Annotated in this window: 16 protein-coding genes; 9 read left to right on the plus strand and 7 right to left on the minus strand. The window is 66.3% G+C overall.

Features of this window, described 5'->3' with window-relative positions; translation table 11 throughout:
• Positions 1 to 5: 5 nt before the first annotated feature.
• Together F4Y72_04805 and F4Y72_04810 are read right to left on the minus strand one after the other, a co-directional pair.
• Positions 6 to 806: an SDR family oxidoreductase gene (locus F4Y72_04805; GenBank protein MXZ27605.1), complete on the minus strand. Its 801-nt coding sequence runs from the start codon at positions 804 to 806 to the stop codon at positions 6 to 8.
• On the minus strand, positions 794 to 1,522 hold the full coding sequence (locus F4Y72_04810; protein ID MXZ27606.1) for an SDR family oxidoreductase: 729 nt from the start codon (positions 1,520 to 1,522) through the stop codon (positions 794 to 796). The genes F4Y72_04805 and F4Y72_04810 overlap by 13 nt, the downstream gene beginning before the upstream one ends.
• A gap of 202 nt (positions 1,523 to 1,724) precedes the next feature.
• Between F4Y72_04810 and F4Y72_04815 the strand changes: the two genes are divergently transcribed.
• Together F4Y72_04815 and F4Y72_04820 are read left to right on the plus strand one after the other, a co-directional pair.
• A complete protein-coding gene (locus F4Y72_04815; protein ID MXZ27607.1) occupies positions 1,725 to 2,198 on the plus strand; it encodes an Hsp20/alpha crystallin family protein in 474 nt (157 codons plus the stop codon).
• Between the two features lie 130 nt (positions 2,199 to 2,328).
• Positions 2,329 to 3,312: a zinc-dependent alcohol dehydrogenase family protein gene (locus F4Y72_04820; protein MXZ27608.1), complete on the plus strand. Its 984-nt coding sequence runs from the start codon at positions 2,329 to 2,331 to the stop codon at positions 3,310 to 3,312.
• An 11-nt stretch (positions 3,313 to 3,323) separates the two neighbouring features.
• On the opposite strand, the gene F4Y72_04825 is transcribed toward F4Y72_04820, so the two are convergent.
• Genes F4Y72_04825 through F4Y72_04835 form a run of 3 tightly spaced genes read right to left on the minus strand, consistent with a single transcriptional unit; the run spans position 3,324 to position 5,566 of the window.
• A complete protein-coding gene (locus tag F4Y72_04825) occupies positions 3,324 to 4,184 on the minus strand; it encodes a polysaccharide deacetylase family protein (protein ID MXZ27609.1) in 861 nt (286 codons plus the stop codon).
• A gap of 16 nt (positions 4,185 to 4,200) precedes the next feature.
• Positions 4,201 to 4,977: an enoyl-CoA hydratase/isomerase family protein gene (locus tag F4Y72_04830; protein ID MXZ27610.1), complete on the minus strand. Its 777-nt coding sequence runs from the start codon at positions 4,975 to 4,977 to the stop codon at positions 4,201 to 4,203.
• A 10-nt stretch (positions 4,978 to 4,987) separates the two neighbouring features.
• Positions 4,988 to 5,566 (minus strand): peptidase S16, encoded by a 579-nt coding sequence (locus F4Y72_04835; protein MXZ27611.1) that lies wholly within the window; start codon positions 5,564 to 5,566, stop codon positions 4,988 to 4,990.
• 185 nt (positions 5,567 to 5,751) lie between these two features.
• Here F4Y72_04835 and F4Y72_04840 point away from each other — a divergent pair, with 185 nt between their 5' ends.
• The 6 genes from F4Y72_04840 to mgtE are packed head-to-tail and all read left to right on the plus strand — an operon-like array spanning position 5,752 to position 13,342.
• Entirely contained in the window at positions 5,752 to 6,303 is a 552-nt protein-coding gene (locus F4Y72_04840; GenBank protein ID MXZ27612.1) for a thioredoxin family protein, read from the plus strand.
• Between the two features lie 50 nt (positions 6,304 to 6,353).
• Positions 6,354 to 8,330: a transketolase gene (gene tkt, locus F4Y72_04845; protein MXZ27613.1), complete on the plus strand. Its 1,977-nt coding sequence runs from the start codon at positions 6,354 to 6,356 to the stop codon at positions 8,328 to 8,330.
• 9 nt (positions 8,331 to 8,339) lie between these two features.
• On the plus strand, positions 8,340 to 9,353 hold the full coding sequence (gene gap / locus F4Y72_04850; GenBank protein ID MXZ27614.1) for a type I glyceraldehyde-3-phosphate dehydrogenase: 1,014 nt from the start codon (positions 8,340 to 8,342) through the stop codon (positions 9,351 to 9,353).
• The gene (locus F4Y72_04855) at positions 9,353 to 10,510 is read left to right on the plus strand and encodes a phosphoglycerate kinase (protein ID MXZ27615.1); all 1,158 of its coding nucleotides are present in this window, start codon (positions 9,353 to 9,355) and stop codon (positions 10,508 to 10,510) included. Before gap ends, F4Y72_04855 begins: the two co-directional genes overlap by 1 nt.
• A 43-nt stretch (positions 10,511 to 10,553) precedes the next feature.
• A complete protein-coding gene (gene pyk / locus F4Y72_04860; GenBank protein ID MXZ27616.1) occupies positions 10,554 to 11,984 on the plus strand; it encodes a pyruvate kinase in 1,431 nt (476 codons plus the stop codon).
• An 8-nt stretch (positions 11,985 to 11,992) separates the two neighbouring features.
• On the plus strand, positions 11,993 to 13,342 hold the full coding sequence (gene mgtE, locus F4Y72_04865) for a magnesium transporter (GenBank protein MXZ27617.1): 1,350 nt from the start codon (positions 11,993 to 11,995) through the stop codon (positions 13,340 to 13,342).
• Positions 13,343 to 13,349: 7 nt separating this feature from the next.
• Here mgtE and raiA read toward each other — a convergent pair whose 3' ends face one another.
• On the minus strand, positions 13,350 to 13,670 hold the full coding sequence (gene raiA, locus F4Y72_04870; protein MXZ27618.1) for a ribosome-associated translation inhibitor RaiA: 321 nt from the start codon (positions 13,668 to 13,670) through the stop codon (positions 13,350 to 13,352).
• On the opposite strand from raiA, the gene mutT reads away from it, so the two are divergent.
• Entirely contained in the window at positions 13,669 to 14,136 is a 468-nt protein-coding gene (mutT, locus tag F4Y72_04875) for an 8-oxo-dGTP diphosphatase MutT (protein ID MXZ27619.1), read from the plus strand. The genes raiA and mutT overlap by 2 nt on opposite strands.
• Here mutT and zapD read toward each other — a convergent pair.
• The gene (gene zapD, locus F4Y72_04880; protein MXZ27620.1) at positions 14,097 to 14,891 is read right to left on the minus strand and encodes a cell division protein ZapD; all 795 of its coding nucleotides are present in this window, start codon (positions 14,889 to 14,891) and stop codon (positions 14,097 to 14,099) included. The genes mutT and zapD overlap by 40 nt on opposite strands.
• Positions 14,892 to 14,905: the final 14 nt, after the last annotated feature.

Raw genomic sequence — 14,905 nt, forward strand, 5'->3', positions numbered from 1 at the left:
GGGCGCTATTGAGCCGCCATTCCCCCGTCTATGGACAGTTCGGCCCCCGTAATGTGGCGGGAATCGTCGCTGGACAGGTAGCAGACCAGGTCGCCGACGTCGCGCGGATGCCCGATCTTGTGGATCGGCACGGTGGCTTCCATTTTGGGACGCAACTCCTCTACGCGCCCCTTCAGCACGCGTTCCACGCTTTCCGTCCAGACGAGACCCGGATGCACCGAGTTTACCCGTATCCCGGTGCCCAGTGCAGCGGCTTCGGCCGCGACGACCTTGGTCAACGCGGTCAGCGCGCCCTTGGCCGACGTGTAGGCCGTTCCATGCGGAAAACCGCGCAGCCCGGCACGCGACGACATGACGATGATGCTTCCGCCCGGCGCCATCAGCGGCAGGCCGTCGCGAAGGCCGATGAACTGGCCTTCCACGTTGACCTTGTAAAGGAAGTCCAGGTCCTCGCGCGTCACGTCTTCCAGCGGTCCCAGCTTTGCGTCGCCGGCATTGCTGAACAGCACGTCCATTGCGCCCCAGACCTCGCGCACCCGGTCGTAAAGGCGCGTCCAGTCCGCTTCCAGGGTGACGTCCTGGCGGACGAATTCGATTTCGGCTTCGGGCGCTACCTCCCGGACCATGCGCAAGGTCTCGGCCGCCCCCTCCTCGTTGCGGCCGGTAAAGATCAGGCGCGCGCCTTCCTCGGCCATGTGCATGGCGCAGCCGCGGCCGATCCCGGATGTGGCGCCGGTAATGAGCACCCGCTTGCCGGCCAGCCGGCCGGGTTGGCCGTGCCCGGCCGTGTCGTTCAGGAAATCCATAAGCCTCCGTCCAGCGTGACGGCCGAGCCGTGCGTATAGGTGGCGCCGTCGCCCGCCAGCTGGACCACCAGGGCCGCGACTTCCCCGACGCTGATCCTGCCGTCAAGCAACGGGTCTCCGCCGGCCGGCAGGTCCGGTCCGCCTTCGTAGTGCCCGGTCAACACGGTGTGTATATGAATGCCGTCGCCGGCCTCGGCGCAGGCCAGCGCCGCCGACTTGCTGAGCGATCGGATGCCGCCGGCGCTGGCGGCATAAGCGGCTGTGCCGGCCAGGGCGCGGTCCGCAAAGACCGAACTCATGTTGATGATCGCGCCCTTGCGGCCCGCCGCCCGCAAGCGCACCACGGCGGTCTGGGTTCCGAAAAAGGCGGCGGTCAGGTTGCTCTGCAGCGCCTGGCTGAACTGCTCGAGTGAGGTCTCGGCCAATGTGCCGGCATGATGTGCGTAACAACCGTTCACCAGTACATCGGGCAGCCGCGACTCCGATTCCAGTCGGTCGTAGAGCTTGGGCCAAGCGCCCGGTTCGGCGCGATTGTGCGCTACCAGCTGCGCTCCGGTTCCGGCAAGGGCCGATTCGGCGGCGTCCCGGGAGCCGGGGTCGTGGGCGACCAGAACGGCCTCGGCGCCGCAATCCAGTGCGCGGCATGCAATGGCGGAAGAGACCGCTGGGCCCGCCCCGCTGACGAGCAAGACTTTGTTAACGAGACGCTCGGACATCGCCGGCCGATTCTACAGGACGCCCGTCCCCCGCACATCGCCGTGCGGCGCCGTGCGGACGCTCATGCGCCGAGCCCTGCCCGCGGCCGTAAACGCCGGAAATCCCGCTTGAAATTCGGGCAATTCACCCCCATTTCCAGTGCAGAAGAGGCTCCCGCAGTGAAGGGAGCGAACAAGTAAGAGCCAAAAGAGGAGAAGAGCAATGAGAAACCTTGTTGTAAGGACCCGTCCGCGGACCTTTGTCACTCCGTGGACCCTCGATTCCATGCACCGGCAACTGGAGAACTGGATGGACCGGGCATTCAGCGTTTCGAACGGCGAAGACCTGGAACGGCGCCTGACGCTGACGCCGAGAATGGACATCGCGGAAACCGAGAAGGGCTACGAACTGACCGCGGACCTGCCCGGCATGCGGGACAAGGACGTGGACATTTCCGTGTCCAACGATGTCCTGACCATTACGGGCGAACGCAGTTTCGAGCAGGAAAGCGACGGACGTAGCGTTCACCTGAGCGAACGCGGCTTCGGCACGTTCAAGCGATCCTTCAGCCTGCCGGACGATGTGGACCAGGACGACATCCAGGCCCGCCTGATAAACGGCGTGCTGGAGATCCACTTGCCGAAATCCGAAGAAGTGGCGCCAAAGTCACGCCAGATCAAGGTCAAGACGAGCTGACCCTACCCCCAAATCCTGCCGGCCCGCCTGAGCCCTCCCAGCACGGCGGCCGGCAGGTATTCAAATCCTGCCGACCCGCCTGAGCCCTCCCGGCAAGGCGGTCGGCAGGTTCTCATGCCACAATCGCGCCATGCGCGCGATGATTCTCAGCCGTCCGCGCGGCGACCTGCGTTCCGAAACACTGGACCTGCCGTCCCCCTCCGCAGGTGAAGTACGGGGCCGTGTTCTGGCCTGCGGCGTATGCCGCACCGACCTGCACCTCGTCGATGGCGAACTGCCCGACCCGAGTCTCCCGATCGTCCCGGGGCACGAGGCGGTAGCGATAGCCGAAGAAGTCGGGAAAGACGTTGATCGTATCCGCCCCGGGCAGCGCTTCGGCGTGCCCTGGCTGGCCTGGACTTGCGGCGAGTGCCGCTATTGTGGCGAAGGCCGGGAAAACCTTTGCGAGAGGGCGCAGTTTACCGGCTTTCACCGCCACGGCGGCTACGCGGAGGGCATCCTCGCCGACGCGCGCTACTGTGTGCCGATCCCGGAGAGCTACTCCGACGAGCATGCCGCTCCGTTGCTGTGCGCCGGCCTGATCGGCTATCGCAGCTGGAAGCTGGCCGGCCCGGCCCAGCGCCTCGGGATCTACGGATTCGGCGCCGCGGCCCACATCGTCGCCCAGGTGGCGATGGCGCAAAACCAGGACGTCTATGCCTTTGTCCGTCCCGGAGACCGGCAGGGCGAGGCGTTCGCCCGCGAACTCGGCGCGGTCTGGGCCGGACCTTCGGAGCGGGCGCCGCCGCGAAAACTTGATGCCGCGCTGATCTTCGCGCCGGTGGGCAGCCTGATTCCCGCGGCTCTCTCAGCGGTGCGCAAGGGCGGAACCGTCGTGTGTGGCGGAATCCACATGAGCGAGATACCCGCGTTTCCGTACGACCTGCTGTGGGGAGAGCGCGTCTTGCGCTCCGTGGCCAACCTTACCCGCGCCGACGCCGACGAATTCATGTCGCTGGCCGAGGCGACGCCGATCAGCACGAGCGTAAGGAGCTATCCCCTTGAGGAAGCCAACGCGGCCCTGGCGGATCTTCGCGCCGGCCGCCTCAACGGCGCCGCGGTTCTCGTTCCCTAGTGCCGTAGCGTTTAGCCGGGCGGCGGGTGGGCGTCTCTCCAGGCCTCGGCGATCTGCAATCGGGTGGCTGCCCACACGCCCGGCCGCGTGACGGCGCGCGCCAGGAAGGAATCGAAGGCCGCGGCCCGTCCGGGCCGGCCGGCAATGCGCGCATGTATCCCCACCGACATCATCCTGGGTGCGCTGCGGCTTTCCTTCAGCAGCAGATCGAGGCTGTCGTTCAGGTAATCGAACCAGCCCCGCGCCGTATAGGCGGGCGAATTCCACATTTTCATGTCGTTGGTGTCCAGAGCATAGGGCATCACCAGCATCGGCCGCGGTCCGTCAACGTCCCACCAGGGCAGGTCATCGCTGAAATCGTCCATGTGATAGCCATATCCCTCCTCGGAGAGGAGCCGCCGCGTGTTGTCCGTAAACAGGTAGCGCGACAGCCAGCCCTGCGGACGGCGCCCGACGGAAGCCTCGATACTGTCGGCGGCCTTGCGGACGAATTCGCGTTCCTCGGCCTCATCCATGCGGTGCTGGAAGGCCCAGCGAAACCCGTGCGCGCAGACTTCATGATGGCTTTGCGCCAGCCTTTCGGCGAGTCCCGGTGCGCGCTCGAGCGCCAGCGCCGCGGCCGCCACCGTGCATGGGGCGCCGTAGCGGTCCATGATGTCGAGAAGGCGGGGCGCCCCCGCCCGCACGCCGTACCGGTAGTTGCTCTCGTTGGGCAGATTGCGTCTCGAGCCGCGCAGCGCAATGCCGAGCTCATCCACGGGATCCGGGCGCGGATCGCCGTCTTTGGGGCTGGCCTCGGCGCCCTCCTCGATGTTGAGCACAACCGAAAGCGCAAGGCCGGCGCCGCCCGGCCAGCGAAAACCCGAATTCATGTCCTGCGCGACTCCTCTATGCCTTCTTGCCGGAGAAACTCTGCCGCACGGCTTCCCAGTGCGCGGGATCGGTCCAGGCATTGGCCATGTGCTGCTCTTCGGCCTCGGCCAGCGCCTCCTGCATGGTCCTGCGCATGACGACCGCCAGAGCTTTCTGCCCGCGCAACACTGCGCGGCTGCGCTCCGTCATCGCAGCGCTCCAGGCCTGCGCCAGTTCGTCCACGTCCTGGCCCTGGGCGCACACTTCGTCCAGGAGACCCGCTTTGAGCGCATCATCTGCGCTCAGCCGTCTTGCCGTGAGCAAAAGCGCCAGACCCCTGGCGCTGCCGCAGCGTGCGAGGACGTCCGCGGCCCCGCCCCATGCGGTCATGAGGTTAAGGCGCGCCTGCAAAAGTCCGATTCGCGCATGCCTTGCTGCGAGGCAGTAGTCGCAGGCCAGCGCCAGTTCGGCGCCGCCGCCCAGCGCGTCCCCGTTCAGCGCCGCGGCCACCGGCACCGGAAAATAGCGCACCGCATCCAGTGCCCGGCGCCCGATGCGGGAGATTTCGCGGGCGTCATCCAGCGACCGCATCGAGTCGAGTTCGTGCAGATCGCCCCCGGCGCAAAATGACTTGTCGCCGGCGCCGGTTACGACTACGCACTTGAGCGTTGCGTCCCGTGCGTAGCTTTCGAGCGTTTCGCGCAGTCGCTCCAGCAACTCGAAGCTCAGTGCGTTGTGCTGCCGCGGGCGGTTGAGCGTGAGACGCAGCAGGCCGCCGTCGCGCTCTTCCACATGCAGCATGTCGTTCGGCATTTCCGCGGGCCTAGCGGCTCAGGCGCACCAGAGGGCGGAGATACCGCAGGCGCTCCAGCGGGTCCTCCAACTCCAGGCAATGCTGCTTGTGCTCCAGGCCGATGGGCAGAATCTCGGCCAGCCGCAGACTGACCCAACTGGCGTCGTCGAATCGCGTTTCGATGCCCTGGTAAAGCCGGTCGAGCTTCTGAATCAGGTGCTGCAGCGCGGAACTCATGGAAACGAACTCCGGCGGCAGGGGGACCTGGGGTTCCGGCGGCAGTTCCTCGATGTCGCCGACCCGCAATCCGTCGGGCTGCCGGGCCGTCGCGTGGAGCTGGAACCTGAGCGAACCGATGGCCAGTATTCCCAGCAGGCCGCCGTCACTCTGGAACCAGTCGGCAATGATGGCAAGCGTTCCGATCCTGCAAAGCTGCGACTCCGAAGACGACTTGCCGTTTTCTTCGATCCGGATCACGCCGAACGGTTCGTCGTCGCGCATGCACCTTCCGACCATGTCCACGTAACGAGGCTCGAACACCCGCAAGGGCAGCGGGCCCTCCGGGAAAAGGACCGTGGGCAGGGGAAACAGCGGGGTGCCGGTGCGCATGCGCCAATAATATGCCGACCGGCTCCTGAAACTCCCGTTTCGGCGTTTATCGGAAACGGCCTGCGTGATAAACTTCCCGCCTTTCGTGGAAGCTTCCGGCGGCCAGTTCAAACAGCCCTGATTTAACCCGTCACCGCTTTGCCATCCAGCTCTTCCCCTTCGCTGCCGCAACTTAGGAGCACGCCATGCTGATGGGTCCGCCTCCCTGCGATTTCGGCGCCCCCGCGCCGCGTTTCAACCTGCCGGATCCGTCCGGGCGCGAGTTCAGTCTTGAGGACTGTGCCGGCGAGAACGGCACGCTGGTGATGTTCATCTGCAATCATTGTCCGTACGTGCAGGCCATCCTTGGCAAACTGTCGCGCGACACCGCCGAGTTGCGCGAGCACGGCATCGGCAGCGTCGCGATCATGCCCAATGACGTGGTTCGCTACCCGGCGGATTCCCCGCCGCGAATGGCTGCCCTGGCCGAGCAGGCAGGCTTCGATTTTCCGTACCTGTTTGACGAATCGCAGGAAGTGGCGAGCAGCTACGGTGCGGTCTGCACGCCGGACTTCTTCGGCTACAACGCCGATCTTGAACTGCAGTACCGGGGGCGGCTGGATTCCAGCACATCGCGCGCCGGTCCCCCGGACGCGCCCCGTGAACTGTTCGACGCCATGGTCCGGATCGCAAGGACGGGCCAGGGCCCGCGCAGCCAGAATTCCAGCCAGGGCTGCTCGATCAAGTGGCGCAGTTAGCGAAGCAGGCCGCGCGCCGGGAGCGCGCAAACGCCTTGCGCGCGCTGGCCATGGACGCCGTGCAGCGCGCCAACTCCGGCCATCCCGGCATGCCCATGGGCATGGCGGACATTGCGGAGTTGCTCTACTCGGATTACCTGAAGGTAGCGCCGAGCCAGCCTCACTGGGTGGACCGCGACCGGCTGGTGCTCTCAAACGGGCATGGTTCCATGCTCTTGTACGGCGCCGCGCACCTGGCGGGCTACGCCCTGGACCTCGACCAGCTCAAGGCCTTCCGGCAGCTTGGCTCGCACACGGCCGGCCACCCGGAACTCAACGTCGAGATCGGCATCGAGACCACGACGGGGCCGCTGGGCCAGGGTCTGGCCAACGCGGTGGGCATGGCGCTTGCCGAACGGCTGCTGGCATCCGAATTCAACCGCCCCGAACATGAGATCGTCGACCACAGGACCTGGGTATTGCTGGGCGACGGCTGCCTCATGGAAGGCATCTCGCACGAAGCCTGTTCACTGGCGGGCGTGCTGGGCCTGGGCAAGCTGATCTGCATATACGACGACAACGGCATTTCGATCGACGGAGAGGTCGGCGGGTGGTTCCGCGACGATACGCCCGGCAGGTTCGAGGCCTACGGCTGGCACGTGGTTCGCGACGTGGACGGCCATGATCCCGAGGCCCTGCGCGAGGCGCTGGACCAGGCCTGTGCGGAAGGAACCCGGCCGAGCCTGGTGTGTGCCCGCACCGTCATCGGTTTCGGGGCGCCCAACAAGCAGGGCACGGCGGATACGCACGGCGCACCGCTGGGGGAGGCCGAGATCGAGGCCGCGCGCAAGGAGTTGAACTGGCCGCATGCGCCGTTCGAGGTGCCGGAAGATATTCGCCGCGGCTGGGACATCCGCGATCGCGGCGACCGGCAGGTCGATGACTGGAATGAAGGCTTTGCGGCCTATCGCGAGGCGTTTCCGGCCGAGGCCGCGGAGTTCGAACGGCGAATGGACGGCCGGCTGCCGGAAGACTGGCAGGCGTCGGCCGCACGGGCGATCGGGAATATCGCGGCGGAGCATAAGACCCAGGCCACGCGCAAGGCGTCGCTGGGGGCCCTGGAGGCGTTCGCGCCGATGCTGCCGGAACTGGTGGGCGGTTCGGCGGACCTGACCGGGTCCAATTGCACGCGCCATTCCGGGTCCGTGGACATCACGGCCGAAGGCGGAGGCAACTACGTCTATTTCGGCGTTCGGGAGTTCGCCATGGGCGCCATGATCAACGGACTGGCGCTGCACGGCGGCTTCATTCCGTACGGCGGCACCTTTCTTACGTTTTCCGATTACCAGCGCAACGCTATCCGCATGGCCGCGCTGATGCGCCAACCCTGCATATTCGTTTTCACGCACGATTCGATCGGGCTTGGCGAAGACGGCCCCACGCACCAGCCTATCGAACATCTGGAATCGCTGCGCATCATTCCCAATATGCGCGTATGGCGGCCGTGCGACGCGGTCGAGACGGCGGTGGCCTGGCGCGCGGCGATCGAGCGCCGCGACGGCCCCACCAGCCTGGTGCTTACGCGCCAGGGTCTGCCGGCCCAGAAGCGCAGCGACGAGCAGCTGGCCCAGGTGGCCCGCGGCGGATACGTGCTGCACCAGGAAGCGGCCACCGCGCCCGACGTGCTGCTGATCGCGACCGGCTCGGAAGTGCAGCTGGCGATGGCCGCGGCAGCCGAGCTTCAGGGCGAGGGCATAGCCGCGCGGGTCGTCTCCATGCCTTGCGTCTACGTGTTCATGCAGCAGGAGCCCGGCTACCGCGAGTCGGTGCTGCCGGAAGGCGTGAAGGCGCGGGTGGCGGTCGAAGCGGGCGTTCCCCGAGGCTGGCCCGGCATTACAGGCCCCAACGGACGCGTGCTGGGAATTAGCCGCTACGGCGCATCGGCGCCCGGCGGCGAGTTGTTCGAACATTATGGATTCACCGCGGAAGCGGTGGCGGCATTGGCCCGCGAGTCCGTCGCCGAAGTGCGCGGGCTTGCTTCAAGTTGAGGTAGGGAAGTGGCGGCAAGAATTGCAATCAACGGCTATGGACGAATCGGGCGCTGCATCCTCCGCGCGCTCTACGAAGAAGGGAAGCGCGGCGCGGTACAGATCGTCGCCATCAATGACCTGGGCGATACCCATACCAACGCGCATCTGACGCGCTACGACACCGCTCACGGGCGCTTCGGCGCTGAGGTCGCGATGGACGGCGACGACCTGCTGGTGGAAGGAGACCGTATCCGGGTGCTGGCGGAGCGCGATCCGGCGCAGTTGCCCTGGGCGGAGCTCGGCGTGGACGTGGTGTTGGAATGCACCGGACTGTTCCGCTCGCGCGACAGGGCCGGAATGCATCTGAACGCCGGGGCCGGACGGGTGGTGATTTCCGCCCCAGCGGGCAAGGACGTGGACGCCACGGTCGTCTACGGCGTCAACCACCAGGTGCTGCGATCGAGCCACACGATCATTTCCAACGCTTCATGCACCACCAACTGCCTTGCGCCCATGGCCAAGGTGCTGCACGCGGCGGTGGGCATCGAGCAGGGCATCATGAACACCATCCACAGCTACACCAACGACCAGGTCCTGACCGACGTCTATCACAAGGACCTGCGCCGCGCCCGGTCGGCCACCCAGTCGATGATTCCGACCAAGACCGGGGCCGCGGCTGCCGTGGGGCTGGTGCTGCCGGAACTGGACGGCCGGCTGGACGGCTTTTCGGTGCGCGTGCCCACGATCAACGTGTCCCTGGTCGATCTCACGTTCCGCGCCTCGCGGGCAACCACGGTGGAGGAAATCGACGCCGCCATGAAGGCCGCCGCCGACGGCGAGTTGAGCGGCGTGCTGGCCTTCAACGACGAGCCCTTGGTTTCCGCCGACTTCAACCACTGCCCGTATTCGTCGGTCTACGACGCCGGCATGACCAAGGTGCTGGGCGATGACCTGGTCAAGGTGTGCTCCTGGTACGACAACGAATGGGGATTCGCCAACCGCATGCTGGACACCACGCTGGCCTTGCTCGAAGCACCCTGATGACCGTTCCCGCGCTGAGTTCCGCCGTCGTCACCGGACGGCGGGTCATGATTCGCGCGGATCTGAACGTCCCGATCGAAAAGGGCCGGGTTGCCAATGATCAGCGCATCCGGGCGGCGCTGCCGGCAATTCGCCACTGCCTTGATCGCGACGCGGCGGTAATCGTGCTTTCGCACCTCGGACGCCCGGCGGAAGGGTCGTTCGATGCCCGGTTTTCCCTGGCCCCCGTCGCAGCGGAGCTGAGCCAGGCCCTGGGCGTGCCCGTGCCGCTCCGGCGCGACTGGCTGGACGGCGTGGACGTTGCCGGCGGACAGGCGGTCCTGTGCGAGAACGTGCGCTTCAACGCCGGGGAGAAGGACAACTCCGCGCAACTCGGAAAGCGCATGGCGGCGCTGTGCGACCTGTTCGTGATGGATGCCTTCGGCAGCGCCCACAGGGCCCAGGCCAGCGTACACGCGGTCGCGCGGGCGGCGCCGGAAGCCTGCGCGGGTCCGCTTCTGCTGGCCGAACTGAGGGCCTTGCAGGCGGCGTTTTCGGATCCTCCCCGACCTCTGACCGCCATCGCCGGCGGCGCCAAGATCTCCGGCAAGCTCGGCGTGCTGCGGTCGCTGGCCTCGCAGGCGGACGTGCTGATCCCGGGCGGAGGAATCGCCAATACCCTGCTGGGCGCGATCGGCGTGGAGCTGGGGGCGTCGCTGGCCGAACCGGAAATGTTCGCCGAGGCGCGGCAGGTGTTGTCGGGCCGCGCCGAGGTGCTGCTGCCGCTGGACGCCGTGCTGGCGCCTTCACCGGACTCGCCCCGGCGCGCCCGTATCGCACCGGTCGAAGACGTAAGACCGGACGAAATGATCCTGGACATCGGACCGCGAACGGCGGAGCTCTATGCAAAGGCGATTGCCGGCGCCGGCGCCCTCGTCTGGAACGGCCCGCTTGGACTGTTCGAGGTGGAAGCGTTTGCCCGCGGCACCCACAAGGTGGCGGAAGCGGTTGCGGCCAGTCCCGCGTACCGCGTTGCCGGGGGAGGCGACACCCTGCGCGCGCTGGACGAGTTCGGGTTGGCTTCGGAACTGGATCATCTGTGCACGGGCGGCGGCGCGATGCTGGCCTGGCTGGAGGGGCGCGAACTGCCCGGCGTATCCGTTCTCCAAACGCGCTAAAGCTGGGTGAAGAAGCACGACACGCCTGTATGATGCAGCGTTGATGCGCCGCACGAAAATCATTGCGACCCTGGGTCCCGCCACCGATCGGCCGGAAGTCCTTCGCGGCGTTCTGGAAAACGGCGCCGACGCCTTGCGGCTCAATTTTTCGCACGGCGACTGGGACGTCCGCTATCGGCGCATTGCCGAGGTCCGGGAGGCCGCCGCGGAACTGGGCCGTTGCGTGGCCCTGCTGGGAGACCTCCAGGGGCCGAAGATCCGCATCGCAGGCTTCGCCAATGGCCCGGTGCGCCTCGAAGACGGCGCCGAATTCTTTTTCGATCACGAGCTCGATGCCTATGCGGGCGACGTTCATGGCGTCGGGCTGAATTTCACCACCCTCGGCGAGGACGTCGTGTCCGGCGACACCCTGTTGCTGGACGACGGGAACGTGGAACTCAGGGTTGAGGAGACGCGCGGATCCAGAGTGCACTGCAGCGTGGTTCACGGTGGCGTGGTTTCGGATCACAAGGGCGTGAACAAGCGGGGCGGGGGGCTGCTGGCGGTGCCCGCGCTCACCGAGGAAGACCGGCGGGACCTGAAGCTGGCGGCCGAAGCGGAACTCGACTGGATCGCCGTTTCCTTCGTCCGCGACGGTGCCGATATCGAGACTGCGCGCCAGCTGATCAGGGAAGCGGGAGGCTCCGCCCACATCGTCGCCAAGATCGAGCGGTCGGAGGCGCTGGACAACCTCGACGAAATCGTGGATGCCGCCGACGCGGTGATGGTGGCGCGAGGAGACCTGGGGATAGAGACCGGCTACGAGGGCCTGATCGGCCAGCAGAAGTCGATTATCCGCCGCGCGCGGCACCGGCACCGGGTCGTGATAACCGCCACGCAGATGATGGAGTCGATGATCGACCGGCCGATGCCGACCCGGGCGGAAGTTTCCGACGTTTCCAATGCGGTCATGGACGGTACCGACGCCGTGATGCTGTCGGCGGAAAGCGCGGTGGGCGAGTACGCTGCCGAGGCCGTTGCCGCCATGGCCTCCATTTGCGAGGGCGCCGAAGCCTGGATGCCGGGCCGCATGGAAACCAGCCCGGTTACCGAAGGCGCGTTCGAACGGGTGGACGAGGGTATTGCGAAGGCCGCCATGTACGCCGCCAACCACATGGACGTTCGTGCGATTGCGGCGCTGACCGAATCCGGCGCCACGGCGCTGTGGATGTCGCGTATCCGCTCCGATCTCCCCATTTTCGCGTTGACCCGCCATCCGGGCACGCAGCGTCGGGTCACGCTCTACCGGGGGGTGGTTCCGGTGGCCTTCGACGTGACCGAGACCCAGCCGGACAAGCTGTTTCGCGCCGTATTCGAGCGTCTGCGCGAAGCGGGCGGGCTTGAAGCCCGTGACCTGGTGATCATCACCAAGGGCGCGATTACCGGCGTCTCCGGCCACACCGATTCGATGACCGTGCTTCCCATAGAGGATTGATGCCTTAGATGGTTGAGCATGCGCGCGACTCCTCTCCGCGCGAAGCCCTGCGCGCCCTGCTGGCGGCGGACACCGAACCGCGCCTGCGCCGTCTCGTACACGCGCTGAGTCCGCGCGAAGCCGCAATACTCATCGAGTCGTTGCCCCCGGGGCGGCGCGAACTCGCCTGGGAACTGGTTGACGAGGAAGACGAGGGCGAGATCCTGGTCGAGCTCAACGACGAGGTGCGCGCCCAGATCATGGAAGGCATGGAGTCCGCCGCGCTGGTGGATGCCGCCGAGGGCCTGCCGCTGGACGATCTGGCCGACCTCGTCGCCGACCTTCCCGGCGACATCACCGAGCGCATCATCCGGTCGCTTGACAAAGACGAGCGGGAACTCCTGCAATCCGTCCTTGTTTTCCCGCCGGATTCGGCCGGCGGCCTCATGGCGCCGGAAGTCGTCTCGGTGCGCCCGGACATGACACTGGAAGGAGTGCTCACCTATCTGCGCTCGCACCCCGAACTTCCCGAGGACCTGTATTGCGTGTATGTGGTTGACCGCAGGCGCCGCTACCGGGGCGTATTGCAGGTGCGCGACCTCCTCGGCGGCGCGGCCGATGCCAGGGTCAGCCGGTTCATGGATACCGAGGCGCGTCCTATCCATTGCGATACCAGCGCTTCGGACGTTATTCGGCAGTTCCAGAACATCGACAGTTCAGTGGCCGCGGTGGTGGACGACGAAGGCAGGCTGGTGGGACAGATCACCGCCGACGATGTCGTGGACGCCCTGCAGGAACAGACCGATCACGAGATCCTGGGTTCCGTCGGCCTGGACGAGGAGGATGACATGTTTGCGCCGGTGGCGGTCAGCACCGGCCGCCGCACGCTGTGGCTGGGGCTCAATCTCGTGACCGCACTGGTCGCGGCCGGCGTGGTGGCCTGGTTCAAGCCGGCGGTGGAGCGCGTGGCGTTGCTGGCGGTCCTGCTGCCGGTCGTTGCCAGCATGGGCGGCATCGCCGGGAGCCAGACGCTCACGCTCATGGTGCGCGGCCTGTCGCAGGGCCGGATTCAGAATTCCAACGTGCGCTGGCTGCTCTGGAAGGAGATCGCGGTGGGCCTCTTGAACGGCCTGGGCTGGGCGCTGGTCGTTGCGGTGGTCACGCTGGGAGTGTTCAGCAACCTGGAGGTGGCGCTCATCGCCGGCGCGGCGATCGCCATCAACCTGCTGGCGGCGGCGGCGTCGGGCGTGCTGGTGCCGCTGATTCTGCGGCGCATCAACATCGACCCGGCGCTGGCGGGCGGCGTCGTGCTCACGACCATCACCGACGTCGTCGGATTCGCCGCCTTCCTCGGCCTCGCCAGCATGCTCCTCCTATAGGAGGCAGTCAGTTCAGGCCGTGGTGCGGCGCTTCCCGGGCGCGATGGTCGACAAGTTTCTCCTTGTGGCGCCGAACCTGCCGGTCCAGCTTGTCAACCAGTTCATCCACGGCCGCCCTGAGGTCGTGCCGGACCGCGTCGGCGTACAAACGGCCCTGGCTGAGATGAACAGTGGCCTCGGCCTTGTAATGCGATTTCTCCGCCGACAATACGCAGTGAATCTGCGTGACCCGGCTGAAATGCCGCTTGATGCGTTTGAACTTGTTGCTGGCGTACTTTCTGGTGCGCGGTGTGATCTCCAGATGATGGCCACTCAAGTTAAGCTGCATGCCCTTTCTCCATGTACTCGTAGCAGGATGTGTTCCTTCCATTATGCACACTAGGATCACGGTAGCCGCAGGCGTCATTCGGCGGGAAGACGGCCGCGTGCTCGTTGCGCGCCGCCCGCGGGGCAAGCACATGGCCGGCGCCTGGGAATTTCCCGGGGGCAAGGTCAGGCAGGGCGAAACGCCGCGCCGGACGCTGGACCGCGAACTCCACGAGGAACTCGGGATATCCGTTCGCCGGTCGACCGAGCTGATGAACTACGAACAGGAGTATCCGGACCGCCTGGTCGAGCTTCATTTCTTCGCGGTCGAGGACTACGACGGCAGTCCCGGCGGCCGGGAAGGGCAGGAACTCTGCTGGGAGTTTCCCGAAAACCTCGGCGGCATGGGATTCCTGCCGGCGGACCGCCCGCTGGTCGAATTGCTGATTCAGCAGACCGCGAGCCTGAAGGAAAAATCCGCCCGGTAAGGTTCCGAAGCATCCTTCCCCGGGGGTGTCTTGAAGAATCGCACGTGAATCTTGCTGCTGTCGGAAGCCCCGCTGACCTGCGGAAAGCAGGGGGCGTCCGCCGGCACCGCAACTCGAACCATCCACAGTTCATGGCCGCGCGTAATGGAGGCCGTGAAACCTCCGCTGCTGGCCGAGCAATCGCGATACTCGCCGCGCTGGCGCAGCAGCGCCAGGAACCTGCGGTTTGCGTCCATCAGCGGCTTGAAGGTTTCGGTCCAGCGCTGGATGTCCTCGCGGCGCCGGTCCGGTCCGGAACTCAGCCACCACTGGTACATCGGCAGGTCCACGGCCATTGCCGCATCGGTCACGGAGTCGCGTTGGCGCAACGCGCTGATCAGGGGGTCGAAACGCAGCGTCCTGACCTCATTGGCCTTGAGTTGCGACAATTCCTCGCGGAACTCCTCCAGTTCCGCGAGAGTCGCCTGCAATCCTTCCTGATGGATGTCTTCGTGGGCGCGCAGGATTTCGTAGTTGCGTTGCAGGTAATAGATCTGCTGCAGGAGTTGAGCGCGCAAGTCCTCGCGGAATACCAGATCCAGCGCGCTCAATACGGCATGCGCGGCAATCCGGTTCCGCTCCCGACCGCTGTAGCCGCGAGCGTGCTTCAGTTGCTGGTCGAGAACCTCCAGGCGCAGAAGCAGCCGGGTGGCGTCGCGCAGGGGGAACTCGTACAGGATGACCGTAGAGGAGTGCGGACCGAAGGAATCGTTCATTCGAGGAGCGGCAG

The sequence above is a fragment of the Gammaproteobacteria bacterium genome, assembly GCA_009838035.1.
GTDB lineage: Bacteria > Pseudomonadota > Gammaproteobacteria > Steroidobacterales > Foliamicaceae > Foliamicus.

Excerpts from the sequence above, each read along its gene's own strand:
- F4Y72_04805 (MXZ27605.1), bottom strand. The coding sequence starts at position 806 with ATGGATTTCCTGAACGACACGGCCGGGCACGGCCAACCCGGCCGGCTG.
- F4Y72_04810 (MXZ27606.1), bottom strand. The coding sequence starts at position 1,522 with ATGTCCGAGCGTCTCGTTAACAAAGTCTTGCTCGTCAGCGGGGCGGGC.
- F4Y72_04815 (MXZ27607.1), top strand. The coding sequence starts at position 1,725 with ATGAGAAACCTTGTTGTAAGGACCCGTCCGCGGACCTTTGTCACTCCG.
- F4Y72_04820 (MXZ27608.1), top strand. The coding sequence starts at position 2,329 with ATGCGCGCGATGATTCTCAGCCGTCCGCGCGGCGACCTGCGTTCCGAA.
- F4Y72_04825 (MXZ27609.1), bottom strand. The coding sequence starts at position 4,184 with ATGAATTCGGGTTTTCGCTGGCCGGGCGGCGCCGGCCTTGCGCTTTCG.
- F4Y72_04830 (MXZ27610.1), bottom strand. The coding sequence starts at position 4,977 with ATGCCGAACGACATGCTGCATGTGGAAGAGCGCGACGGCGGCCTGCTG.
- F4Y72_04835 (MXZ27611.1), bottom strand. The coding sequence starts at position 5,566 with ATGCGCACCGGCACCCCGCTGTTTCCCCTGCCCACGGTCCTTTTCCCG.
- F4Y72_04840 (MXZ27612.1), top strand. The coding sequence starts at position 5,752 with ATGCTGATGGGTCCGCCTCCCTGCGATTTCGGCGCCCCCGCGCCGCGT.
- tkt (MXZ27613.1), top strand. The coding sequence starts at position 6,354 with ATGGACGCCGTGCAGCGCGCCAACTCCGGCCATCCCGGCATGCCCATG.
- F4Y72_04855 (MXZ27615.1), top strand. The coding sequence starts at position 9,353 with ATGACCGTTCCCGCGCTGAGTTCCGCCGTCGTCACCGGACGGCGGGTC.
- pyk (MXZ27616.1), top strand. The coding sequence starts at position 10,554 with ATGCGCCGCACGAAAATCATTGCGACCCTGGGTCCCGCCACCGATCGG.
- mgtE (MXZ27617.1), top strand. The coding sequence starts at position 11,993 with ATGGTTGAGCATGCGCGCGACTCCTCTCCGCGCGAAGCCCTGCGCGCC.
- mutT (MXZ27619.1), top strand. The coding sequence starts at position 13,669 with ATGCCCTTTCTCCATGTACTCGTAGCAGGATGTGTTCCTTCCATTATG.
- raiA (MXZ27618.1), bottom strand. The coding sequence starts at position 13,670 with ATGCAGCTTAACTTGAGTGGCCATCATCTGGAGATCACACCGCGCACC.
- zapD (MXZ27620.1), bottom strand. The coding sequence starts at position 14,891 with ATGAACGATTCCTTCGGTCCGCACTCCTCTACGGTCATCCTGTACGAG.